At 46.5% G+C, this 23,518-nt stretch carries 22 protein-coding genes; 5 read left to right on the plus strand and 17 right to left on the minus strand.

The window, feature by feature from the left end; genetic code table 11:
- Positions 1–3 precede the first annotated feature (3 nt).
- The 12 genes from fabZ to rpsB all read right to left on the minus strand — a co-directional run bounded on the left by fabZ (position 4) and on the right by rpsB (position 12,665).
- Positions 4–456, minus strand: a complete 453-nt coding sequence (fabZ, locus tag XDD1_RS15215) for a 3-hydroxyacyl-ACP dehydratase FabZ (protein ID WP_045972492.1) — start codon at positions 454–456, stop codon at positions 4–6.
- Positions 457–618: 162 nt separating this feature from the next.
- The gene (lpxD, locus tag XDD1_RS15220; RefSeq protein WP_045972493.1) at positions 619–1,647 is read right to left on the minus strand and encodes a UDP-3-O-(3-hydroxymyristoyl)glucosamine N-acyltransferase; all 1,029 of its coding nucleotides are present in this window, start codon (positions 1,645–1,647) and stop codon (positions 619–621) included.
- Between the two features lie 4 nt (positions 1,648–1,651).
- Entirely contained in the window at positions 1,652–2,149 is a 498-nt protein-coding gene (gene skp, locus XDD1_RS15225; RefSeq protein WP_045972494.1) for a molecular chaperone Skp, read from the minus strand.
- 72 nt (positions 2,150–2,221) lie between these two features.
- Positions 2,222–4,615 carry an outer membrane protein assembly factor BamA gene (bamA, locus tag XDD1_RS15230; protein ID WP_045973688.1) on the minus strand — a complete coding sequence of 798 codons (2,394 nt, stop codon included), beginning with the start codon at positions 4,613–4,615 and terminating at the stop codon, positions 2,222–2,224.
- A gap of 34 nt (positions 4,616–4,649) precedes the next feature.
- Complete coding sequence (rseP, locus tag XDD1_RS15235) at positions 4,650–6,017, minus strand: sigma E protease regulator RseP (protein ID WP_045972495.1); 1,368 nt, start codon at positions 6,015–6,017, stop codon at positions 4,650–4,652.
- A gap of 9 nt (positions 6,018–6,026) precedes the next feature.
- Positions 6,027–6,890: a phosphatidate cytidylyltransferase gene (gene cdsA, locus XDD1_RS15240; protein ID WP_045972496.1), complete on the minus strand. Its 864-nt coding sequence runs from the start codon at positions 6,888–6,890 to the stop codon at positions 6,027–6,029.
- Positions 6,891–6,899: 9 nt separating this feature from the next.
- Positions 6,900–7,595 carry a polyprenyl diphosphate synthase gene (uppS, locus tag XDD1_RS15245; RefSeq protein WP_231854523.1) on the minus strand — a complete coding sequence of 232 codons (696 nt, stop codon included), beginning with the start codon at positions 7,593–7,595 and terminating at the stop codon, positions 6,900–6,902.
- Between the two features lie 337 nt (positions 7,596–7,932).
- Positions 7,933–9,129 carry a 1-deoxy-D-xylulose-5-phosphate reductoisomerase gene (gene ispC / locus XDD1_RS15250; RefSeq protein ID WP_045972498.1) on the minus strand — a complete coding sequence of 399 codons (1,197 nt, stop codon included), beginning with the start codon at positions 9,127–9,129 and terminating at the stop codon, positions 7,933–7,935.
- A 183-nt stretch (positions 9,130–9,312) separates the two neighbouring features.
- A complete protein-coding gene (frr, locus tag XDD1_RS15255; RefSeq protein ID WP_045972500.1) occupies positions 9,313–9,870 on the minus strand; it encodes a ribosome recycling factor in 558 nt (185 codons plus the stop codon).
- Between the two features lie 170 nt (positions 9,871–10,040).
- Positions 10,041–10,769: a UMP kinase gene (gene pyrH / locus XDD1_RS15260; RefSeq protein WP_045972502.1), complete on the minus strand. Its 729-nt coding sequence runs from the start codon at positions 10,767–10,769 to the stop codon at positions 10,041–10,043.
- A gap of 143 nt (positions 10,770–10,912) precedes the next feature.
- Positions 10,913–11,770 carry a translation elongation factor Ts gene (gene tsf, locus XDD1_RS15265; protein ID WP_045972504.1) on the minus strand — a complete coding sequence of 286 codons (858 nt, stop codon included), beginning with the start codon at positions 11,768–11,770 and terminating at the stop codon, positions 10,913–10,915.
- A 169-nt stretch (positions 11,771–11,939) separates the two neighbouring features.
- Positions 11,940–12,665, minus strand: coding sequence for a 30S ribosomal protein S2 (gene rpsB / locus XDD1_RS15270; RefSeq protein ID WP_045972508.1), 726 nt, complete (start codon positions 12,663–12,665; stop codon positions 11,940–11,942).
- Between the two features lie 416 nt (positions 12,666–13,081).
- On the opposite strand from rpsB, the gene map reads away from it, so the two are divergent.
- The 3 genes from map (at position 13,082) to dapD (ending at position 17,575) form a co-directional block, all read left to right on the plus strand.
- Positions 13,082–13,879 carry a type I methionyl aminopeptidase gene (gene map / locus XDD1_RS15275; RefSeq protein ID WP_045972510.1) on the plus strand — a complete coding sequence of 266 codons (798 nt, stop codon included), beginning with the start codon at positions 13,082–13,084 and terminating at the stop codon, positions 13,877–13,879.
- 167 nt (positions 13,880–14,046) lie between these two features.
- Positions 14,047–16,713: a bifunctional uridylyltransferase/uridylyl-removing protein GlnD gene (gene glnD, locus XDD1_RS15280; protein ID WP_045972511.1), complete on the plus strand. Its 2,667-nt coding sequence runs from the start codon at positions 14,047–14,049 to the stop codon at positions 16,711–16,713.
- A gap of 37 nt (positions 16,714–16,750) precedes the next feature.
- On the plus strand, positions 16,751–17,575 hold the full coding sequence (gene dapD / locus XDD1_RS15285; RefSeq protein ID WP_045972514.1) for a 2,3,4,5-tetrahydropyridine-2,6-dicarboxylate N-succinyltransferase: 825 nt from the start codon (positions 16,751–16,753) through the stop codon (positions 17,573–17,575).
- 80 nt (positions 17,576–17,655) lie between these two features.
- Here the strand turns inward: dapD and XDD1_RS15290 are convergent, their stop codons facing one another.
- The gene (locus tag XDD1_RS15290) at positions 17,656–18,090 is read right to left on the minus strand and encodes an HVO_A0114 family putative DNA-binding protein (RefSeq protein WP_231854416.1); all 435 of its coding nucleotides are present in this window, start codon (positions 18,088–18,090) and stop codon (positions 17,656–17,658) included.
- Between the two features lie 195 nt (positions 18,091–18,285).
- On the opposite strand from XDD1_RS15290, the gene XDD1_RS15295 reads away from it, so the two are divergent.
- Positions 18,286–18,672: a DUF3461 family protein gene (locus tag XDD1_RS15295; protein WP_045972516.1), complete on the plus strand. Its 387-nt coding sequence runs from the start codon at positions 18,286–18,288 to the stop codon at positions 18,670–18,672.
- A gap of 78 nt (positions 18,673–18,750) precedes the next feature.
- Here the strand turns inward: XDD1_RS15295 and XDD1_RS15300 are convergent, their stop codons facing one another.
- From XDD1_RS15300 to syd, 4 genes are all read right to left on the minus strand, one after another.
- Positions 18,751–19,197, minus strand: coding sequence for a flavodoxin (locus XDD1_RS15300; protein WP_045972518.1), 447 nt, complete (start codon positions 19,195–19,197; stop codon positions 18,751–18,753).
- Between the two features lie 65 nt (positions 19,198–19,262).
- Positions 19,263–20,015, minus strand: a complete 753-nt coding sequence (gene truC, locus XDD1_RS15305) for a tRNA pseudouridine(65) synthase TruC (protein WP_045972520.1) — start codon at positions 20,013–20,015, stop codon at positions 19,263–19,265.
- Between the two features lies 1 nt (position 20,016).
- Positions 20,017–20,343: a YqcC family protein gene (locus tag XDD1_RS15310; RefSeq protein ID WP_045973692.1), complete on the minus strand. Its 327-nt coding sequence runs from the start codon at positions 20,341–20,343 to the stop codon at positions 20,017–20,019.
- Between the two features lie 570 nt (positions 20,344–20,913).
- Positions 20,914–21,465 (minus strand): SecY-interacting protein, encoded by a 552-nt coding sequence (syd, locus tag XDD1_RS15315; protein WP_045972522.1) that lies wholly within the window; start codon positions 21,463–21,465, stop codon positions 20,914–20,916.
- A gap of 349 nt (positions 21,466–21,814) precedes the next feature.
- Between syd and XDD1_RS15320 the strand changes: the two genes are divergently transcribed.
- Positions 21,815–23,518 (plus strand): cholesterol oxidase substrate-binding domain-containing protein, encoded by a 1,704-nt coding sequence (locus tag XDD1_RS15320; protein WP_045972524.1) that lies wholly within the window; start codon positions 21,815–21,817, stop codon positions 23,516–23,518.

Genomic DNA, 23,518 nt, shown 5'->3' on the forward strand with positions numbered 1-23,518 from the left:
GGATTAGGCCTCACGACGGCGAGCACACATCATTTCAGCTTCGCAAGCCACTTCTCCATCGACTTTCGCTACGCCCCTGAAACGCGCAACACCGCGACGTTCTTTAATAAATTCGACTTCCATGATCATTTGATCACCCGGCAGAACCGGACGCTTGAAGCGAGCGCCGTCAATCGCTGCAAAGTAATACAATTCACCCGGCTCCAGTGATCCCACACTTTTAAACGCCAGAATGCCGGTAGCCTGAGCCATTGCCTCAAGGATTAAGACACCGGGGAAAATAGGTTTACCCGGGAAGTGCCCCTGAAAGAATGGCTCATTAAATGATACATTCTTGACTGCGCGCAGAAATTTACCTTCCTCAAAATCTAAAACGCGATCTACCAACAAAAACGGGTAGCGGTGAGGCAGTAAATCTAAAATCTCTTCAATTTGCAGAGTATGATTATCACTCATCTAAATACTCTTCCTGTCATATAAGGATCATAATACTAACGACACGGCCTGCGTTAACTCTAAATTCAGAGTTATCAGGCAGGCCGCAAAAATCAAAAGCACAACCAAAAATGCTAATTAAAAACGTTTAATCAAAAATGTCTATCCAGGATGCGGGAATGATTACTCGTTTTCACCTTCCAGTTGACGCTCAACTGACTTCAACCGCTTATTCATTTCATTGATGTTCATGACCAGAGCGGCAGTCTTACGCCAAACTTTGTTTGGTTGTAACGGGATACCCGATGAGTATACACCAGGCTCTGTAATGGGGCGCATCACCATGCTCATGCCCGTGATAGTCACTTTATCACAGATTTCCATGTGCCCATTAATGACACTGGCTCCGCCAATCATACAGTAACGGCCGATTTTCAAACTCCCGGCCATGATGACCCCTCCCGCCACTGCGGTGTTGTCTCCAATCGTCACGTTGTGAGCGATCTGGCACTGGTTGTCTATGATAACACTATTACCGATGACAGTGTTATCTAACGCGCCGCGATCAATGGTCGTGCAAGCACCGATTTCAACGCGATCCCCGATAATGACTGTGCCTAACTGGGGAATTTTAACCCAATTCCCGCGCTCGTTGGCATAACCAAAACCATCAGAACCTATAACAGTTCCTGATTGGATCAAGCACGACTTACCCATTTCAACATGATGGTATACCGAGACATTGGCCCAAAGGCGGGTTCCGGCACCAATTCGCGCATTTTTGCCAACAAAGCAACCTGCACCCACGATCACATTATCACCAAGCACAACGCCGGATTCGATAACCGCATTGGCACCCACCGCCACATTTTCGCCCAGCACAGCCTCAGGGGAGATCACGGCGGATGGGTGGATATCCTGTGCAGGTTTCGGGGTTGTATCCATAATTTGCGCCATGCGTGCATAGGCGAGGTAAGGATCACTAACCACCAAGGCCGCAACCTTGCAGTGAGGGAGGTCGGCTTCGCGCAGCACAACAGCCGCCGCCTGACAAGCCGCCAGTTTGTCAGTATAACGACTGTCGGATAAAAATGTAATTTGCTCGTTATTCGCTGAATACATTGGCGCAATACTGGTGATGACGATATCGCCATCACCATGTAATTGCGCATTCAACTGCTGAGCGAGATCAGCCAATCGAATTGAAACCATCTACTTACTTAACCTGTTTCAGAACTTCTGCGGTGATATCTTTACCAGACGCAGAATACACAGCGGTATTCGCATCCAGAACAAGGTCGTAACCTTCTTTGCCTGCAATCACTTTAACTGTATCCTGAATGCGGTTCAGGATCTTATTGCGCTCTTCCATCTGACGACGACGGTTGTCATTTTCAAAGTTCTGCGCTTTCTGAGCAAAGTCATCACGTTTAGCCATCACTTCTTTTTCCAATTTTTCGCGTTCGCTGGCCTTCATTGTTGAGCCATCACGCTGTAATTTTTGGATTTTGGTTTGCAGCTCAGATTCCATGCGCTGTAATTCAGTTGCACGGCCTTTAAACTCATTTTCCAACTGTTTTGCCACCGCTTCACGGGCAGGTAACTGTTGGAAAACTTCAGCAACGTTCACTAAAGCAATTTTATCTGCCGCCTGCACACCCGCAGAGAACGCTAACACCATACCTAAACTTGCTGCACACACTATTTTCTTCACTATAAACTCCTTTGACCTACGCTATTTTACCTATCTAATAATAGGGCGATTTTTAGCAAGAATGGTTAATAATTACCAAACCCCGCCAATATTGAACTGGAATTGCTCCGCTCTATCACCCGCATATTCCTTAATTGGCTTCGCATAAGAGAAGCTCAATGGCCCTAATGGTGATATCCATTGCAAAGCAATACCCGCCGAAACACGGATGTTATTTGGCTTACTGTAGTCTGGCAACCCAGCGTTAGTCTTACTCCAGTTGGTATCCCACACCGTTCCCGCATCGACAAAGAGCGAAGTCCGCAGGGAGTTGGCATATTTAGCATCCAAGAACGGAGTAGGGGTAATCAGTTCGAAACTGGCAACCGCTGTCGCGTTCCCCCCCACCGCATCACGGGATGGGCTATCTTTCTCAGGAACAGGCTTACCTTCCTTATCCGTCGTTAAATAAACCGCTTTCGGGCCAATATTATTCGAACGGAAGCCGCGAACGCTGTTGGAACCACCGGCATAGAAGTTTTCATAGAATGGCATCTCCTTGCCACCAAACCCGCCGCCATATCCCAGGCGTGTGCGCCCCATCAGCACCCATGCGTGATCATCATCCAGTGGATAATAACCGGACATGTTCCAAGTGACTTTATAGAACTGGTTATCTGAGCCAGGAATAGTCACTTTCGTATCCAGAGAGGATTTCAGGCCAGAAGTGGGGAAGAAGCCACGGTCAAGATTGTTGTAAACCCACCCCATTGTGACTGAGAAGTCATTGGTATCAAACTTCGCCTTGTCTTTGAAGTTTGGATGGTTACCCATTTTATTCAAATAACGCCACATCGCGACTTGTGGTCGCATGTTAGACAGAGAGTTATGGATATAACCCAATCTCAGTGACAGACCGTTATTTTCATTCACCGGGAAACCGATGGTGCCCTCAGTACCGTAGGCTTTATTGGTATAATTCGACAGATCAGCATCATCGGCGCGGAAATCGTTATAGAACACACGCCCACCCAAACTGACACCATCAACGGTAAAGTAAGGGTTAGTCATGGAGATATCCGCCGACGTTGAATAGTCATTTTTACTGGCGTTAATACTCACGGAGTTCCCGGTTCCCAGCCAGTTGGCTTGTTGGAGACCCACTTGGAAACCCATACCACTCTCAGTACCGAAACTCACCCCAAAGTTCATAGAACCCGTATTGCGTTCTTTGACCTTGTAAACGATATCCACTTGATCTGGACTGCCGGGTACACGTTCAGTTTCTACATCAACTGAGTCAAAATACCCCAATCGATTTAGGCGTTCTTTACCCTGTTCAACCAAATCACTTCCCAGCCATGAGCCTTCCATCTGACGCATTTCACGGCGCAATACGGAATCTTTACTCACATCGTTGCCGGAAAAACGAATTTTACGCACGTAGAAGCGATTGCCGGCATCCACATTCACCAGCAGCTTAACCGTCTTATCGGTGTCGTTGATTTCAGGTTGGGTCATGACGCGAGGATAGGCATAACCGTGGCGACCAAGCAGATTTTTGATCGCAGTTTCCATCTTGGTCACTTCGGCACCGTTATACAGCGAGCCGGGTTCGATTTTCGTCAATTCCCCGATTTGGGACTGATAACCCGCCAAATTACCATTCAAATCAACACCAGCGATTTTGTATTGATCGCCTTCGGTGATATTAACCGTGATATAAATGCCTTTCTTGTCTGGCGTCAGGTTAACTTGGGTCGAATCAATATTGAAACGGGCATAGCCTCGGTCCAGATAGAAACTGCGCAAGGTTTCAAGGTCACCAGCCAATTTTTGTTTCTGGTATTTCTGGTCGGCCGTCATGTTCCACCAAGGCACATCATCCCTGAGTTGGAAATGGTTAAGCAGCTCATCGGTTGAGAAAGCTTTATTGCCAACAATATTAATTTGTTGGATCTTGGCAGAAACCCCTTCAGAGAAAACGAGCTTCAAATCAACACGGTTACGGGGCAGTGGTGTGACAACCGCTTTTACGGTTGCGTTGTATTTACCCACACTGTAGTAGAAATCTTCCAGCCCTTTCTCAATGCTGGACAGCATAGTGCGGTCAAGGGCTTCACCTACCCGAACACGAGAGGCCTCAAGATTTTGCTTGAGCATGTCATCTTTCACTGACTTATTGCCGGTGAAAGTAATGCTGGCGATGGTTGGTCGTTCCTTTACTTGAACAACCAGTGAATTGCCGTCACGTAAGACACGAACATCTTCAAAGTTTCCCGTTGCAAACAATGAATGAATCGCGCGGCTAATATCTTCATCACTAACCGTATCACCTACCCGAACCGGCATGTTCAGTAATGCTGCACCAACGGTGACGCGTTGAAGACCCTCAAAGTGAATGTCCCGAACCACGAATCCGTCTGAACTGTATGCAGTGGCGCTGCCGAACAGCAGCGACGCTATGAGCAACTTTTTCATCGCCATCGTTGTTATGCGTTTTCCTAACTGGTCCCCCACTTTAAAAGCGGGAGAAATCATTGAAAAGTGCAAGCCCCATTAATAACACCAGTAATATAGCACCAATGCGATAACTGAAGTCTTGTACACGCTCGGAGACCGGCCCTCCCTTGATCTTTTCGATCGCAAGGAAAAGCAAGTGTCCACCATCTAGTACAGGTAATGGGAACAAATTAATGATCCCAAGGTTGACGCTAATTAGCGCCAAAAACATTAAATAATACACCAAGCCAGAATCCGCCGATACTCCAGCGCCTTTGGCAATGGAAATCGGGCCGCTCAGGTTATTAAGTTTTACATCGCCCACAATCAATTTGCCGATCATATTGACCGTCAGCTTCATTAATTGCCAAGTCTTGTCTCCTGCCTCATAAATGGCAGAAAAAGGTCCATATTGCTGAATAACCTTGTATTCATCCGCCAATGGAATGATTTTCAGTTCGGCGCCAGCAAATCCCTCCTCACGGCCATTGGATGACTTTCTGACTTCGGGGGTCAGAGACAGGGAAATCATTCCGCCTGCTCTCGCAACGTCCAATTTTAGAGGAATATTCGGATTATTCCTGACAAAAGATGAAAAAGTGTGCCATACATCGACATCCTGACCATTGACTTTAACGATCCGATCCCCACTTTGTAAACCCGCTTTTTCAGCGGCTGAAGCAGGATAAACTTTTTCCACTTGTGAGCTCAGCCGTGGGACAACCGGCATAATGCCTAAAGACAACAATACATCCTGCCTGGCGGGATCGAAGGTCCATTGACGCAAATCCAGTGTTTTTTGCACACGATTTTCTTGAACACCATCAAACGCATTCAGGGGTAAGACATCCACCGATACGGATGTTGCACCGACTTTGCCGACCATAGCAAGGCGTACTGAGTTCCAGTCAGAAGTTTCGATACCATTAACGGCTTTTAGTTCCATTCCAGGCAAAATATTTGCCTGAGCAGCGATAGAATTTGGCTGAACATCCAACACTACCGGACGCACGGATGGCACGCCAATCACAAAAACCAGCCAATAAGCGAACACCGCCAGAATGAAATTGGCGATTGGCCCAGCGCTGACAACTGCCGCGCGCTGGCCAATAGTCTTGTTATTGAATGCCATATGACGACGTTCGGCAGCAACTTCCCCTACCCGCTCGTCGAGCATTTTGACATATCCCCCTAAGGGGATAAGGGCGATAACGTATTCGGTTCCCTGTTTATCTGTCCGACGCCAAAGCACTTTACCAAATCCGATGGAAAAGCGTTCAACGTAGATACCACACCGTCTGGCAACCCAAAAGTGACCAAACTCATGTACTGTGATGAGAACACCCAAAGCAACAATAAATGCAGCCAGATTCCAGAGAATATCCATGACGTACCTTCAGAGAGTAAATCCAGAAGAAATCAGCATAACCAGCCCGGCAAACACCGGAACTGCCGCAGTCAGACTATCAACCCTATCCATGACACCGCCGTGCCCTGGAATCAATTGACTACTGTCTTTGATCCCAGATTCCCGCTTGAACATACTTTCAGCCAAATCACCAAAGACTGAGGCAATCACCACTACCGCAGAAATCAGCAACAGATGTTCTGGCATGGCGGGGACAGGAGCAAATTTACTGAACAGCCACGAAATCAGCGCGGCTGTTAATAACCCGCCGACCAGTCCTTCAAGCGTTTTGCCGGGGGAAACTTTGGGTGCCATTTTATGCCTGCCCAGGGTACGGCCAAAAATATAAGCGCCTGAATCAGCCGCCCATACCAACAGCATGACGTACAACAACCACCATGCGCCATCATAGGGATTATTTTCATAGCCCTGGGTACGCAGCACCATCATTCCACAATAAAATGGCACGATAGTCAGCACCCCGAATAGCAGACGCAAGGCAACTGATGATTTCCAGACGGAAGCAGAAGCCGGATAAGTCACCACCAATAAAATTGCGGCTACCCACCACAGCATACCCGCCCATAATAGATAGATAATTTGTGGCTTATCAATGAGATGAGAAAAATCCGCTAAAGAATATTGCAAGGCCAATAACCCGACAGCACATAACACAGCCAGCGTAATACGTTTAGCCTGAGTGAAGAGACCTGCAAATTGCCCCCATTCCCATGCAGCCAGTGCTGAAACAGCAATGACAACCAGCCCAAACCCAGATGGAGGGAGGAAAAACAGCGCTACAATAACAAGTGGAATCAATATCAACGTAGTTAAAAGACGGTACTTCAGCAAGTTCTCCTCCTATGATCCCACTTTGGCATCGTCTGGTATGGTTCCGCCAAATCGGCGTTCTCGTTTGGCAAAGGCATTAATCGCACCTTCAAAAACAGTTTCATTAAAATCAGGCCAAAGTATATCGGTAAAATACAATTCTGCATAAGCGATCTGCCATAACAGGAAATTACTGATACGATGTTCGCCTCCCGTCCTAATCACCAGATCGACTTCGGGCTGCTGACTTAAATTGATGAAGTTATCAACTGTCGCTTCGGTAATCTCTTCGGGGGTCAATTCATCGGCTTTAATCTTTTCAGCAATCTGTTTAAAACTCTGAATCAAATCCCAACGACCACCATAGTTAGCCGCAATATTAAGGTGCAATCCGGTATTGCCTGCTGTCAACTCCACTGAACGGCGAATACGTTCCTGCAACCGTGAACTGAAACGACTGATATCACCAATAACAGACAATTTCACATTGTGTTTATGCAAGCTTTTGACTTCATGATCGAGAGCAAAAACAAACAGCTCCATCAATGAACTGACTTCCTGCTGTGGGCGATTCCAGTTTTCGCTGCTAAAAGCATAGAGCGTCAGTGATTCAATGTGGTGTTTCACTGAAAAACTCACGGCACTCCGCACGGCTTTGATCCCTGCGCGGTGGCCAAAAACTCTTAATTTGCCGCGTTTTTCTGCCCAACGACCATTACCATCCATAATGATGGCAACATGTCTGGGCAATGCTGGCAATGAGTCACTATCACTGGGAGATATCACTCAAAATAATCCTTAAATAACTAAGCTGACTTTCTGGTAAACTCAATCACTTCCAAACATGAAAAAGCCGTGTCACGTGTCAGCAATCACCACGGATATCACGGCTATTTTTCGGGTACAACCTGAATGAAAGCCTTTATCTCTGATAGGGTTACACGCTTATCGATGATTAGAATGTAGGCACCCAATAATTGAAACGGCTATTATAGCAACTATAATTTACCCGCGAACTATATCACTTGCCAAAACGCAAACCTATATTTATTAATAAAATTGGTTATTTGGCGAAAGTGCTTATGGCTTCTCTCGCTAACACTCTGGCTATGTTATCGATTTCTAAGACCTCTTCGATACTTTGCGGTTCAGATAAATTGACTTTTTCAACAACCCGTCGATTGATGGCCGCAATATCGGTGAAACGGATGCCACCTTGCAAAAAAACATCAACGGTTTCTTCATTGGCTGCATTCAACGCCGTTGTCGCCGCCTGCCCTTGATGGCAAGCCTCAATCGCCAATTTCAGACAAGGGTAACGCTGATAATCCAGTGATTCAAAAGTAAGCCTACTCAATTCGGTAAAATCCAGTGGCTTTGCACCCGATGGAATGCGGTTAGGATAGGCCATGGCATAAGCGATGGGGGTACACATATCCTGCGTTCCCAGTTGTGCAATAATGCTGCCATCCTGATAACGGACCATTGAATGGATGACGGATTGAGGATGCAACAATACTTCCATTTCTTCTGCGGAAGCATTGAACAGGTAACGCGCTTCGATATATTCCAAGCCCTTGTTCATCATGGTCGCAGAATCAACCGAAATTTTACGCCCCATTGACCAGATAGGATGGGCACAGGCTTCATCCGGCGTCACGTCAGGCAGTTTATCCAAAGGCGTCTTACGGAATGGCCCGCCAGATCCCGTCAGAATAATACTGGAAATACCGTACTCTTTTAAATCGATATTGCCAAGATTGTGCTGAACCCCCTCCGGCAGGCTTTGGAAGATGGCATTGTGTTCGCTGTCAATGGGCAGCAATTGCGCGTTATATCGGACAACCGCATCCATAAACAGCCGGCCACTGGTAATCAACGATTCTTTGTTAGCCAGCAGCACTTGTTTGCCTTGACGAATAGCGGCCAAGGTCGGCAATAAACCGGCAACGCCGACAATGGCTGACATGACTTGATCGACGTCGTCCAATGCGGCTAAATCACAAATAGCCTCTTTACCGGACAGCACTTCAGTTTGGCTTCCCTGCGCTTGCAATAATCGGCGCAGCGCCTTTGCTGACGGCTCATCGGCCATGGCGGCATATTGCGGGTGAAATTCCAAACATTGCTGTGCCATAACTTCAATATTTTTCCCAGCAACCAGTGCCACGACACTGAATTTCTCTGGGTTATTTCGGACAACAGAAAGCGTACTTTTCCCAATCGACCCCGTTGAGCCAAGAATAGTTAACCGTTTCATTTTTATACTCTAAGTATGCTACTGATATAAAATCGCAATGGAAAATTGCAACAGAGAACCGTCATAGTTTGAGCGGTGCGGATCGCTATGTCCATCGCTTGAGAAAGAAATGTGATAGAGGTGTAATATCCAGAATAAGAACAACGCCGCAAGGGGTGCGGCGTTGTCGGCATGAAATGGCAATTAGAAGTCCATCAACTCAGTTTCTTTATTTGCCAGCGCTTCATCAATTTTCTTAATAAAGCTGTCAGTCAGTTTCTGAATGTCGTCTTGTGAACGACGTTCTTCATCTTCACTGATTTCTTTGTCTTTCAGCAGAGCTTTAACTTTATCGTTCGCATCACGGCGGATGTTACGGATGGAGACACGACCCTGCTCCGCTTCTCCACGCACAACTTTAATCAGATCCTTACGGCGCTCTTCTGTCAGTGGTGGCAATGGAACACGAATAATGGTCCCGGCAGAAGAGGGGTTCAGGCCGAGATCAGAAGCCATAATGGCTTTTTCAACCGCCGCAGTCATGGAACGATCAAATACCGTGATCGCCAACGTGCGGGCATCTTCTGCAACGACGTTTGCAATCTGACGCAATGGAGTCGCAGAACCGTAATACTCAATGCTGATGCCATCCAGCAGACTAGGAGAAGCACGGCCAGTACGAACCTTGCTAATTTGATTTTTCAGTGCTTCGACGCTTTTTTCCATGCGGTCTTGTGCGTCTTTTTTGATTTCATTAATCACGTTACAAACCCTTGGGAGATGGTTATTTTCTAGGCCACACTGCGTAATTCACCGATAAGTGAGTCAAATACGCTAAAGCGCATGTGGCCCTGTGTCATTACATTTGGCGCATCAGGCCGTGATCATACCGTCAAACTTCACCGATGTCTCTGAGTACAAACGGTGAAAAATCAGCCGTGAGAAATCAACGTACCTTCACTTTCCCCCATCACAACACGACGAAGTGCGCCTGGTTTGTTCATATTAAAGACCCGAATTGGCAGGTTATGGTCACGAGCCAGCGTAAAGGCCGCCAGATCCATCACTTTCAATTCACGCTCCAATACGTCCTGATAAGTGAGCTTATTGTAGAGAACGGCTTCCGGATCTTTTGCCGGATCAGCAGAATAGACGCCATCAACTTTGGTTGCTTTTAACACAACATCCGCTTCGATTTCAATGCCACGCAGACAGGCAGCGGAATCTGTTGTGAAGAACGGGTTACCCGTACCCGCAGAGAAAATAACAACACGACCGTGACGCAATAAGCTGATCGCCTCAGCCCAGCTATAATTGTCACACACGCCATTTAGTGGGATGGCGGACATCAAACGCGCGTTCACATAGGCGCGGTGCAAAGCATCACGCATTGCCAGACCATTCATCACCGTCGCCAACATGCCCATGTGGTCACCGACGACACGGTTCATGCCTGCTTCTGCCAAACCGGCACCACGAAACAGGTTGCCTCCTCCAATAACGACACCGACCTGAATACCCAGCTCAACCAGTTCTTTGATTTCCTGAGCCATGCGGTCTAAGACGCTGGCGTCGATACCAAAACCTTCTGCGCCTTGCAAGGCTTCTCCACTGAGCTTAAGCAGGATTCTCTGATATACGGGTTTTGCATTGGTTGCCATGGTGTTCAGTCCTAAGCAGATAAGGATATTGGGGATTGATTACGATTCACTCAACGACGACACATCCACGCTATACAGCCCAGATGTCAAAATTCATCATAAGATAAAACAGAACCGCCAATCGGCGGCTCCGTTCAAGAAAATTAAGACTGTTTGCTCATTGCAGCCACTTCGGCTGCGAAATCAGCTTCAACTTTCTCAATACCTTCGCCCACTTCGAAGCGGATGAAGTTGATTACTTTAGCATTGTTTTCTTTCAGCAGATCACCAACCGATTTGCTTGGGTCCATCACGAAGTTCTGACCGGTCAGAGAGATTTCGCCGGTGAATTTGTTCATGCGGCCAGAAACCATTTTCTCTGCGATTTCGCGAGGTTTGCCAGACTGCATGGCGATGTCCAGCTGGATCTGATGCTCACGCTCAACAACGTCAGCAGGAACGTCAGTTGGGTTAACATATTCTGGCTTGCTGGCAGCAACGTGCATAGCGATGTGCTTGATCAGCTCTTCGCTTGCGCCTTCAGCCGCAACCAGAACACCGATGCGCGCGCCGTGCAGGTAAGAACCCACAGCTTCACCTTCCAGGATAGCAACGCGACGAATGTTGATGTTTTCACCAATCTTCGCAACCAGATTAGCGCGCTGTTCTTCGAACTTCGCTTTCAGTGCGTCGATGTCAGCGTTTTTGTCTGCCTTAACGGAAGCGATAACTTCTTTACCGAATGCCAGGAAGCCAGCATCTTTAGCAACGAAGTCAGTTTCACAGTTCAGTTCAACGATAGCGGCGAATTTAGCATCAGCCGAAACTTCAACCAGAATAACACCTTCAGCAGCAACACGGCCTGCTTTCTTAGCCGCTTTTGCTTGCCCTGATTTACGCATGTTATCGATAGCCAGTTCGATATCACCATTTGCTTCAACCAGTGCTTTTTTACATTCCATCATGCCTGCGCCAGTACGCTCACGCAGTTCTTTTACCAGAGCAGCGGTAATGTCAGCCATTTGTTTTATTCCTCGATGTGTCTCGCGGGAAGATAATATTCCGCGTGGAAAGTTCTATATCAGATAAAAGTTCTATATCAGATAGATAAAGGGGGCCGTGACAGGCCCCCTAACCAATATATTTCAATACCTGGTCAATAAGGGCTCAAACAAAAATGAGCGTGCCTTATTATTCAGCGTCTACCAGACCTTCTTCAGCCTGAACAGCCAGATCTTGAGAACGACCTTCACGAACAGCGGTAGCTGCGGCGGTCAGGTACAGTTTAACTGCACGGATTGCGTCGTCGTTACCAGGGATGATGAAGTCAACGCCGTCTGGATCAGAGTTAGTATCAACAACAGCGAATACAGGGATACCCAGGTTATTGGCTTCTTTGATAGCAATGTGCTCGTGTTCAGCATCGATAACAAACAGAGCATCAGGCAGACCGCCCATGTCTTTGATACCGCCCAGGCTGTTTTCCAGTTTGCCAAGCTCACGAGTACGCATCAGCGCTTCTTTTTTGGTCAGCTTGTCAAAAGTACCGTCCTGAGACTGAATTTCCAGATCTTTCAAACGCTTGATTGACTGACGAACAGTTTTCCAGTTAGTCAGCATACCACCTAACCAACGGTGGTTAACGAAGTATTGGTCACAGCTCAGTGCAGCTTCTTTGATTGCTTCGCTGGCAGCACGCTTAGTACCAACAAACAGAATCTTACCTTTACGGGAAGCGATTTTGTTCAACTCTGCCAGTGCACCGTTGAACATTGGAACAGTTTTTTCCAGGTTGATGATATGAACTTTGTTACGCGCACCAAAGATGAAAGGTTTCATTTTTGGGTTCCAGTAACGAGTCTGGTGACCGAAGTGAACGCCAGCTTGCAGCATATCGCGCATGGAAACAGTTGCCATTTTAGACCTCTATAAAGTTAATTGGGGTTATGCCTCCACAGATCCCATGACACCGACTCTTTAACTGCGGGTTATTCGTAACAGACCCTCTCAGATGAAAGCCATTCACATCAATGAATTAACCGCATGAGAGCACCCCGGTGTATGTGCCGATCTGTGTGTGTTATTTACACATAATGAGTTTATTTAGTATCTCTGGCAAATTGCATCAGTTCAGAAACAATTACCTAGAATACCGGCGCGCTTTATACCATAAACCGCCACCAGACTCCAACATTTGTTACAGCAACATGAACCAAGTTTGAAAGATACGGGTTATATTGGCATCCATTCGGTGGGCTGATACCATTACCAACAACACTTCCTTTAATTAATATCAAGTAGTCGGTAATTTTCGACTTAAATGGACCCATTTCATGGCTATTTCTATCAAAACAGAAGAAGACATTCAGAAAATGCGGGTTGCCGGACGTCTGGCAGCCGAAGTTCTGGAAATGATTGAGCCTTATGTTAAGGCAGGTGTCACTACGGGTGAACTGGATCGTCTCTGCCACAAGCACATCACTGAAAAACAGCAGGCTATTTCAGCGTGTCTGGGCTACCACGGCTTTCCTAAATCGGTGTGCATCTCTGTTAATGACGTGGTTTGCCACGGCATTCCCAGCGATGACAAGGTGCTGAAAGAGGGTGATATCGTCAATATTGACGTGACCGTCATTAAAGATGAATTCCACGGTGATACCTCCAAAATGTTTATTGTTGGCAAGCCAACCATTCAGGGTGAGCGCCTGTGTCGCATCACACAAGAAAGCCTGTACCTCGCCCTGAAAATGGTCAAGCCCGGCATCCGTCTGCGTGCCATTGGCAAGGCCATTCAGCAATTTGTGGAGAGCCACGATTACTCGGTAGTCCGCGAATACTGCGGCCACGGTATCGGTAAAGGCTTCCACGAAGAACCGCACGTTCTGCACTATGATGCGGATGATGGCGGCGTTGTCTTACAAAAAGGCATGGCATTCACCATTGAGCCAATGGTCAACGCCGGCGATTTTCGTATCCGCAGCATGAAAGATGGCTGGACAGTAAAAACCAAAGATCGCGGTTGGTCTGCCCAGTATGAGCACACCCTTGTTGTGACCGATAATGGTTGTGAAATCATGACATGGCGTAAAGAGGAAGAAGCGCATATCTCTGCGGTATTAGTGAACGCGTAATTCCCCGCTAGCGCAATTAATTAAGGTTCCCGGCCAACTCACAGGGAGCCTTAATCGCTGGCAATAATGCCTGTTCATCCTCTCATTTTCTCAGTAATCTGGTCATCGTGGTCTGTTTCCTCATGGGCTTTCTCATACATGGGCTTTCTCATAATAGGTTTCTGCATATGCCAGTCGATATCTCCTTAGCGCAAGCACCCGTTCCTCCCCTTTCTCCGGTGGAGTTTTCCCACGATGATCTGCAATTTCCTGCCCTTAAACAGCATATTGATGAATTCCAGCTATGGCTTGAGCAGGCATTCAAGGCCGGCATTTCGCCGGATGCGCTGATTTACACCCGCAGCGACTATATCGATCAGCTTTTAAAGCGACTCTGGCAGGAACAGGGGTTTGACCAGATAACTTCCCTTTCACTGATTGCCGTAGGGGGCTATGGCCGCCGGGAATTACATCCTCTCTCTGACATTGACCTGTTGATCCTGAGTGAATCGCCATTGACTGAGGAGCAATCAACTCGCCTCGGACAACTGATTGCCCTGCTTTGGGATATCCGCCTTGAAGTCGGCCACAGTGTCAGAACATTCGAAGAATGCCAGCAAAAAGGCCTTTCCGATCCGACTATCGCGACTAACCTGATTGAATCCCGCTTAATTTGTGGGGACTTACCACTATTTCTGCGATTGCAGAAATATATTTTCAGCGATGATTTTTGGCCGTCAGCTCAATTTTTCGCCGCAAAAATTGCGGAACAACAAGAACGCCATCAACGCTATCACAGTACCAGTTACAATCTGGAGCCTGATATCAAAAGTAGCCCCGGTGGGTTACGCGATATTCACACCTTACTTTGGGTCGCTCACCGCCATTTTGGTGCCACCTCCTTAGATGAAATGGTCAATTTTGGTTTCCTGACCCAGGAAGAACGCAACGAACTGAACGAATGTCAGGCGTTTCTCTGGCGCATCCGGTTTGCGCTTCATCTGGTTGTTAACCGTTATGATAACCGGCTGTTGTTTGAACGCCAGTTCAGTGTCGCCCGACTGCTCGGCTATGAAGGAGAAAGAAATCAGCCTGTCGAGCGAATGATGAAAGATTTTTATCGCGTGACCCGTCGCGTCAGTGAGCTGAATAACATGCTGCTGCAACTGTTTGATGAAGCCATTTTGGCCTTGCAGCCCAATGAGAAACCCCGTCCCCTGAACAGCGAGTTTCAATTGCGGGGAAACCTGATCGATCTCATTGATGCAACCCTGTTTAGCCGTGATCCCACGTCAATATTGCGCCTGTTTTATCACATGGCTGAATATCGTGACATTCAGGGGATCTATTCGACGACACTGCGCCAACTGCGTTATGCCCGCAGAAACCTGAGCACGCCTTTGTGTGAGTTCCCCGCCGCCCGAAAAATATTTATGGCTATTCTGCGCCATCCCCATGCCGTTACCGGAGCGTTACTCCCCATGCACCGGCATAGTGTATTAGGCGCTTATATGCCATTTTGGAGCCATATTGTCGGCCAGATGCAGTTTGATCTTTTTCATGCTTATACGGTTGACGAGCACACTATCCGCGTACTGCAAAAACTGGAAAGTTTTGCCGATGAAAACAACCGGGTTATTCATCCGCTGTGTGTTGAACTTTATCCGCGTCTCCCCCAACCAGAGCTGTTGCGGCTGGCGGCTTTTTTCCATGATATTGCCAAAGGGCGCAATGGTGATCATTCTGAGCTGGGTGCCAAAGATGCCTTCGTATTTGCCCAACAGCATGGCCTGACCAACCATGAAGCAGAATTAGTGGAATGGCTGGTTCGCGACCACTTACTGATGTCAGTGACGGCGCAGCGACGGGATATCCAAGATCCTGAGGTGATCCAGCAATTTGCCGGCCAGGTTAAAAACCAAAACCGTCTTAATTACTTAGCCTGCCTCACCGTCGCAGATATTTGTGCTACCAACGCCAAACTCTGGAATAGCTGGAAACAGAGCCTGATACGTGAACTCTATTTCGCCACGGAAACCCAATTGCGCCAAGGGATTCAAAATACCCCTGATTTACGGGAGCGCATCCGCAATAATCGCATACAAGCGTTAACGCTTCTGCGGCAAGAAAATATCGACGAGCAGCGGTTACACCATATCTGGAACCGTTGCCATGCGGATTATTTCCTGCGTCATACCCCTGATCAATTAGCGTGGCACGCCAGCCACTTACTCCACCACACCATCCACCAAACTTTTCTGGAACCTATGGTACTCATCAGCACCGCATTTTCTCACGGCGGGACAGAAATTTTTATTTGGTGCCAAGATCGGCCTTCGCTTTTTGCCGCCGTTGTTGGGGAGTTGGACAAGCGTAATTTAAGTGTTCACGATGCCCAAATCTTCACCAACCGGGATGAAATGGCGATGGATACTTTTGTTGTGTTGGAGCCTAACGGCCATCCGCTGGCATTTGACCGCCATGAACCTATCCGGCAAGCCTTACTGAAAGTCGTAAACGATCCTCATCCTAACGTCCCAAAGGCACGCAATCTGCCGGCCAAATTGCGCCATTTTAACGTTCCCACCAAGGTTAACTTTATACCCAGCAAAAATGCTCGCCGTACTTATATGGAATTGATCGCGTTGGATCAGCCCGGATTATTGGCACGGGTGGGGAATATTTTCGCTGAATTAGATATTTCCCTGCACGGCGCCCGCATTACGACCATCGGTGAACGTGTCGAAGACTTTTTTGTCTTAGCGGATAAAGATCAAAACGCATTACATCAAAAAATAAGGGATGAATTATCAGAAAGGTTGACAGAAACCCTCGACACACGGGATAAACTATAACAAGACTCTCTTAACAGAAATTAGGAACCGCATACTCATGCTGCAATTACAAACGACTATCGAAACTGCGTTTGAAAACCGCGTAAACATCACTCCAATGACGGTTGACAATGCAACCCGCGCTGCCATCAATCAGGTTATTCAAATGCTGGACAGCGGCAAACTACGGGTCGCCGAAAAAGTCGATGGAAAGTGGATAACGCATCAATGGTTGAAAAAAGCGGTACTGCTTTCCTTCCGCATTAATGACAATCAGGTGATGGAAGGCGCTGAAAGCCGCTATTTCGATAAAGTCCCGATGAAATTTGCTGACTATGATCAGGCACGTTTCGAAAAAGAAGGATTCCGTGTCGTGCCTCCTGCGGCGGTCCGCCAAGGCGCCTATATCGCCCGCAACACCGTACTGATGCCCTCTTACGTCAACCTGGGTGCTTACGTGGATGAAGGCAGCATGGTAGACACTTGGGCCACCGTCGGCTCCTGTGCCCAGATCGGTAAAAATGTCCACTTATCCGGCGGCGTTGGCATTGGTGGTGTTCTGGAACCATTGCAGGCCAACCCAACCATTATCGAAGACAACTGCTTTATCGGCGCACGCTCTGAGATTGTCGAAGGCGTTATCGTCGAAGAAGGCTCCGTGATCTCAATGGGTGTTTACATCGGCCAAAGCACCAAAATCTATGATCGCGAAACCGGTGAAGTCCATTATGGCCGCGTCCCTGCGGGTTCTGTCGTGGTATCCGGTAACCTTCCGTCGAAAGATGGCAGCTACAGCCTGTATTGCGCCGTTATCGTGAAAAAAGTTGATGCCAAGACCCGTGGCAAGGTGGGGATTAATGAATTGCTGAGAAATATTGATTAAATTTAAAAATAACTGAGCCACCCCTTTGGGTGGCTATAGCCATAAAGAATATCTATAAAAAAACAGCATATTATTCACATTCAAGCCGCTTTTTTCCCTTTTGAACAGGCTTTCATAATCCTTTCAGTCAGATCCTGCTCAATCTTTATTTCAAAGTCGGTAAATAAAGCAATGGGTTTGACATTTTTTCCATTCTTTTCCAACCGCACAAGGCCATGCCGATTAAGTGTTTTTAACGTCGTTGACAAATTGCTCGGTTTTCTTCCTGAAAGCCCAGAAAGTTCGGCTATGGTTTCTGGCTTTTGCTCATCCATCATACGAAGTAAAGCAATATTGTTTTCACTCAATACTTGTGCCAGTGCTATCATAGACGTAAACCAAACCTTAGGTTCATCGGGTTGTGGTTTATATTCACCCTTAGCGATTGCCAATATACGTTTACGAATAAGCTCTTCATTCATTACGCCGATGAGTGCTTTCATTTTGCTAACCTCTAGTCCATGTTCATAATCCACGATTAAAGCTCCATTTTTGTTATGAGCTAATCATATGTATGTTGATTGATGATTTCAAGCAATGTATTTGTTTTAATTTTTATGTGGATACGCTTAAATCCCATTAACCCATTGACTTTTAACGATAACGAAATGGATAATAAATCCACTATTTTTTGCCTTTTCTATTTCATTTAGATGACTAGGTGGCGCGCTATGTACGATAATCTGAAAAGTTTGGGGATCACACATCCTGAAGATATTGATCGCTATAGCCTCCGTCAGGAAGCGAATAACGATATTCTGAAGATTTATTTCCGCAAGGATAAGGGCGAATTCTTCGCCAAGAGCGTTAAATTTAAGTACCCACGCCAGTTAAAGACCATCTCTGACGATCATTCAAGCCAAGGTTACAAAGAAATCAAGGAGATCAATACTAACCTGCGTTATGTGATTGAAGAGTTGGATCAGATTTGCAAACATGATCAGATTGAAGTGGATTTGAAACACAAGATCCTCGACGACTTGCGTCATCTTGAACATGTCGTGGCAAATAAAATTGCAGAAATTGAAGCCGATTTGGAAAAGCTGACCCGTAAGTAATGGTATCCGCTTGTCATACACCGCTTATCCGCCCACATTCTCGAACCCGATAAAGGCCTAAGCGGTGTAATCATTGACTTACAACAACGTCCCCCACTCCTCAATCCAGCCTTGGGCAAAGACTTCAGGTTCGGCGACCTCAATCGCATCAATCCGAAGCACCTCGCCAATGCGTTTGGCGCCCTGTTCCTGTAACAGGTTATCAAATGTGCAGCCACCGCCACAAAAAGTGTCGTAACTACTGTCGCCCAGCGCAATCACGCCATAGCTCAGATCGGGCTGGTAGCCCAACTTATCACTCAATTCGCTATACAGCGGCTGGATATTGTCAGGCAGATCGCCTTGCCCCGTGGTTGAGGTCACCACTAAGACAACTTGCTGCAAATACGGTTGCCATTGCGCTAAAGTTGCCTCTTCAAAAATGGCAACCTCATGTCCTTGCTGCTCTAGGATCTGCTGCGCTTCTTCCGCAACCGCCAGCGCATTGCCATAAACTGTACCAACGAAAATACCAATTTTTGCCATAAATATTGATCTCTTTAACCGGTTTGATACTGTGTTCATTCATGATGTGTTCATTCATGATGTGTTCATTCACGAATAGTAAGACATTCCAGATCAGGCACAATACCCTGCCAGCCAAACTGTTCAAGCAAATGCTGCCATGATGGGTCCCAGCGCGCAGTCAGAAGAAGACTCTCTCCTGTCACAGGATGCTTGAGTTGAAGCCGGCTGGCATGCAGCATTAACCTGCCAGTCTGATAATATTTAGCAACACCGCGATTTTGTCGCAAATCGCCGTGCGTAGTATCCCCAATGATCGGATGTCGAATATGCGCCATGTGCCGCCGCAATTGATGCTTCCGGCCGGTTTTTGGCATCAACGCCAACAAACTGAAACGTGATGTCGGATAACGCCCTATCTCAACCGGACACTCGACTTGTGCCAATGAACGGTAATAAGTCACGGCGGGTTGCGCGGCCCTGTCTGTATCCGCAAATTTATCCGCAATTTTATCCAACTCCTCCATTAAGGCGTAGTCGATCATATCATCACCTTCAACATAACCCCGTACAACGGCATGATACGTTTTTTGTATCTCGTGGCATTCAAATTGTTGTGACAGTGTTCTGGCGACTTCGCTTGAAAGCGCCATTAACAGCACCCCCGATGTCGGCCTGTCCAGACGATGGACCGGGAAAACATGCTGCCCAATTTGATCACGCAATGTCTGCATCACAAAAACCGTCTCATGGCGAGCCAGCCAGCTACGGTGAACTAACCAGCCGGCAGGCTTATTGACGGCAACGATATGCTCATCCTGATAAATAATCTCCAGCATATCAGGCATCCTGCGTAAACAGGTTATCCAACGCCCGCAAATGTTCAAGCAGAGGGAAATAACGCTCGGTTTCTTCTTTATAAACTTCTTCAAAATAGGGAGCGATGGCGAATGCCGTCGGCAAACAGGCTTTTTGCTCTATCAGGGCGCGCATTCTTGGGATTAACACCCACTGGAGCCACTCGCCTGCTGACATCGTATCAATGGAAAAAGGTTCGGTGCTTTCAAAGGCTTCGGGTTTAGGCGGATAATCCTGCCATACGCCCACCATTTTCAGGGCCGCTTCAATTGACTGTAATTTATGTAGAATTTGTGTCTCGATACTCATGATGTTTCGTCTGATGCTTATCTGTTGCTCAGATGGCAGAAACTGCCACCACGTCATTGGGACGTAGAGTATCATTGATACGATTTCAGCGGAAAAGTTACGGTAGGAAAAGTTGCGGCAATTTAAGTGAAGTAAGAGGAGAGATTTTACCTCTCCTCTTGAGTGGCTGTCATAGCAATCCTGCTACTTGGGGTATTTCCTGTTTATTTCCCTGACAAAATACATCCCTGTCAGATATCCTTTATTCAATCATTATACTGATAGTTTTTAGCCTTCCTGCCTGTACCTAATCATCCTTGTACCATCTTCCCGATGGATTTATTCCCTGGTTATTGTTGTGCAGTGGTTCCTTGCGGAACAGTGAAAGGATCTACGATTCGGGCTATTGAAACAAGCCACTGAATCCGTATCGTCAGAGAAATGGCAATATGAACACTCAGATAACATCACGCATTCTATTGATATAAAATAGAAATAATTTTATCGAGTAATATTCACGCCATGATTAAAAGAGATATCTCACGCGCGATGTGAGATATCTCTTACAAAAAACCCAACCAATATCTGCAATTAACTGCACATGACAGGTGTGATAACCGCAAGGAAACTGGCCAAATCTGCGGCTAATGTTCTCCTTTCATGGCTGCCAAACTGTTCAAGCATCACTTGCCCGGTCAAATTACACACCGAAATTAACCCCATCTCGGTATCCGTCGTGCCAATAAATACGGTCGGTGAAAGTTTTAACCGCTTCTGGGTAACAAGGTGACCAATCAAGTTTTCCTGCAAGCGAATAAAATCGTCTTCGCTCCATACCTGAATCAAGCTGAAATTTTGCCCGGCAAAACTGGCGGCCATATCACCCGCCAACTGCGTCGCATAATAATCATGGATAGCGTCCTGCAAACGGATCTCCAGCGCAATTTCTACCTTACTGAGTTTTTCTGGCACAGAAAATGGCCGGGGAAGCCAATGCACCACATCTTCTCCCGTGCGCTCAATACAGGGTGAAGGTACGCCATACAATGCACTACTGGCCGGCGGAAACCCCGTTTGCTGTTGCCATAATTCAACATAACGTCGGGTAAAGTCAGAGAGTGCCTCTGTCACATTAAAGGTCATATGCTTATATCATTCCTATTTTCAGGCTCAGGCTTAATAACGTTCTATTCTATACCCAATACCCTGAAAATTGCAGCACAGTGACAACAGAATGAATTCCCAAGAATAATTAGCTCAATAAAATATTTTTTAATCTCTCCCCGTCATCGAAAAATATGAGGACTATAATAAATATAACTCGGCGCATTTATTACGCAGCAATAACCATACTCAGATAAATTAAGAACAACCACCACTTCTATTAATCATATTAAATTATATAAACAATAAAACACGACAAAATATAAATATATATTCATACTCACCTAAAAATTCAATTAAAACAATTTAAAATGAAGGATATAAAATCATGCACTCACTACACACAAATAAAAAAGAAAACACATCATCCAGTGAAAATATAACCATCAAACAAACAGATGAGCTAATCAACTTTCCCCAAGATGTAAAATGGGAATATCGAAATTTTAATAACTGGTCACATGAAATTAAAATAGATCAGGTTCCATGCTGCATACCAGAGTCTGTTGAGCAAGTGCTGGCTGTCGTCAATTGGGCCTGGCAACAAAATTACAAGGTAAGACCGATTGGGCAATCACATAATTGGTCACCTTTGATATTGAACGCCAAAGAAGATGCACCAAAAAATCTTATTCTCATGGATCTGCAACCCCATTTCACTCAGGTCACGATTGAGCAATCTTCTCCCGCTTCCATCGTGACCGCACAAACCGGTGTACTGATGGAAGCACTTATGACGCAGATGGAAGCGCACGGCCTTGGTTTCACCGCAACACCGGCGCCCGGCGATTTAACCTTAGGCGGTGTTCTGGCAATTGGTGGACATGGAACCGCCATCAACGCGCGTGGAGAAGACAACGAGCCGGGTCACACTTACGGTTCCCTGAGCAACGCGATATTGTCTCTCTCTGCCGTCGTGTGGGATAAAGAGCGCCAGCAATATATTCTTAAGGTTTTTAAGCGCACTGAATTAAGCTGCGCGCCTCTGCTGACGCATTTAGGCAGTGCTTTGATATTGGAAGTCCAATTACAGGCAGGGAAAAATCAACATCTTCGGTGTGAAAGTATTACTGATATTTCTGCGGCTGAATTATTTGCCTTTTCACAAGATAAAGAAAATAAGCCACAAACAGTGAGCCATTTTCTGGATAAAAGTGGTCGGGTCGAGGTGATTTTATTCCCATTTACCCCAAAACCCTGGTTAAAAGTTTGGAGTATTGCGCCTGAAAAACCCGATTCCAGCGTCGAAGTGACCGAGCCTTATAATTACCCATTCTCCGACAATATTTCTGATCTTGTATCAGGGATCCTTGAGGCTTGTCTTGATGTTGAACCCGCATTAACTCCCATATTAGGCCAGTTTCAATATTTCTATACCGATCTTCTGCTATCAACTTCAAGAAAAGATATCTGGGGTTGGAGTAAAAACTTATTGTTATATGTCAAACCCACAACATTACGTGTGACCGCCAATGGTTATGCTATCTTAACCCGTCGTGCTGATATTCAACGTGTCCTGAATGTGTTTTATCGCCAATGGCGAACACTATTAGGGGAATTTGCGGTTGACGGAGAATTTCCCATCAACGGCCCGATCGAAGTGAGGGTTACCGGACTGGATACATCTTCCGAAGTCATAGACAAAAACGCCGTTGCTCCCGGATTGTCCCCACTTCGCCCCCGTCCAGACGAACCGGAATGGGATGTCGCAGTTTGGCTCGATATATTGACCTTTCCAATCACGCAATATGCCCATCAATTTCTCCGCAAGTTTGAGCAGTGGCTATTTAAAGAATTTAATGGTACTTACGCAGCGGCTCGCGTCGAATGGAGTAAGGGATGGGCATACAGTGAAAATGCCGCATGGGAAGATGAAGATATTATAAAAAATAATATTCCCGCTTCATTCAATGAGGGTCAACCTGTTGATAATAATTGGACTGCGGTAATATCTTTATTAAATACCTATGACCCACATCACATATTCAGATCACCGTTATTGGAGAAATTGCTTTCTGTTGATAGCCAATAG

It is taken from the genome of Xenorhabdus doucetiae, from assembly GCF_000968195.1.
GTDB classification, from domain to species: Bacteria; Pseudomonadota; Gammaproteobacteria; order Enterobacterales; family Enterobacteriaceae; genus Xenorhabdus; species Xenorhabdus doucetiae.

What these genes read in the sequence shown, in the direction of transcription:
- fabZ (WP_045972492.1), bottom strand. Translation starts at nt 456, where the DNA reads ATGAGTGATAATCATACTCTGCAAATTGAAGAGATTTTAGATTTACTG.
- lpxD (WP_045972493.1), bottom strand. Translation starts at nt 1,647, where the DNA reads ATGGTTTCAATTCGATTGGCTGATCTCGCTCAGCAGTTGAATGCGCAA.
- bamA (WP_045973688.1), bottom strand. Translation starts at nt 4,615, where the DNA reads ATGGCGATGAAAAAGTTGCTCATAGCGTCGCTGCTGTTCGGCAGCGCC.
- rseP (WP_045972495.1), bottom strand. Translation starts at nt 6,017, where the DNA reads ATGGATATTCTCTGGAATCTGGCTGCATTTATTGTTGCTTTGGGTGTT.
- uppS (WP_231854523.1), bottom strand. Translation starts at nt 7,595, where the DNA reads ATGGATGGTAATGGTCGTTGGGCAGAAAAACGCGGCAAATTAAGAGTT.
- ispC (WP_045972498.1), bottom strand. Translation starts at nt 9,129, where the DNA reads ATGAAACGGTTAACTATTCTTGGCTCAACGGGGTCGATTGGGAAAAGT.
- pyrH (WP_045972502.1), bottom strand. Translation starts at nt 10,769, where the DNA reads ATGGCAACCAATGCAAAACCCGTATATCAGAGAATCCTGCTTAAGCTC.
- tsf (WP_045972504.1), bottom strand. Translation starts at nt 11,770, where the DNA reads ATGGCTGACATTACCGCTGCTCTGGTAAAAGAACTGCGTGAGCGTACT.
- rpsB (WP_045972508.1), bottom strand. Translation starts at nt 12,665, where the DNA reads ATGGCAACTGTTTCCATGCGCGATATGCTGCAAGCTGGCGTTCACTTC.
- map (WP_045972510.1), top strand. Translation starts at nt 13,082, where the DNA reads ATGGCTATTTCTATCAAAACAGAAGAAGACATTCAGAAAATGCGGGTT.
- glnD (WP_045972511.1), top strand. Translation starts at nt 14,047, where the DNA reads ATGCCAGTCGATATCTCCTTAGCGCAAGCACCCGTTCCTCCCCTTTCT.
- dapD (WP_045972514.1), top strand. Translation starts at nt 16,751, where the DNA reads ATGCTGCAATTACAAACGACTATCGAAACTGCGTTTGAAAACCGCGTA.
- XDD1_RS15295 (WP_045972516.1), top strand. Translation starts at nt 18,286, where the DNA reads ATGTACGATAATCTGAAAAGTTTGGGGATCACACATCCTGAAGATATT.
- XDD1_RS15300 (WP_045972518.1), bottom strand. Translation starts at nt 19,197, where the DNA reads ATGGCAAAAATTGGTATTTTCGTTGGTACAGTTTATGGCAATGCGCTG.
- truC (WP_045972520.1), bottom strand. Translation starts at nt 20,015, where the DNA reads ATGCTGGAGATTATTTATCAGGATGAGCATATCGTTGCCGTCAATAAG.
- XDD1_RS15310 (WP_045973692.1), bottom strand. Translation starts at nt 20,343, where the DNA reads ATGAGTATCGAGACACAAATTCTACATAAATTACAGTCAATTGAAGCG.
- syd (WP_045972522.1), bottom strand. Translation starts at nt 21,465, where the DNA reads ATGACCTTTAATGTGACAGAGGCACTCTCTGACTTTACCCGACGTTAT.
- XDD1_RS15320 (WP_045972524.1), top strand. Translation starts at nt 21,815, where the DNA reads ATGCACTCACTACACACAAATAAAAAAGAAAACACATCATCCAGTGAA.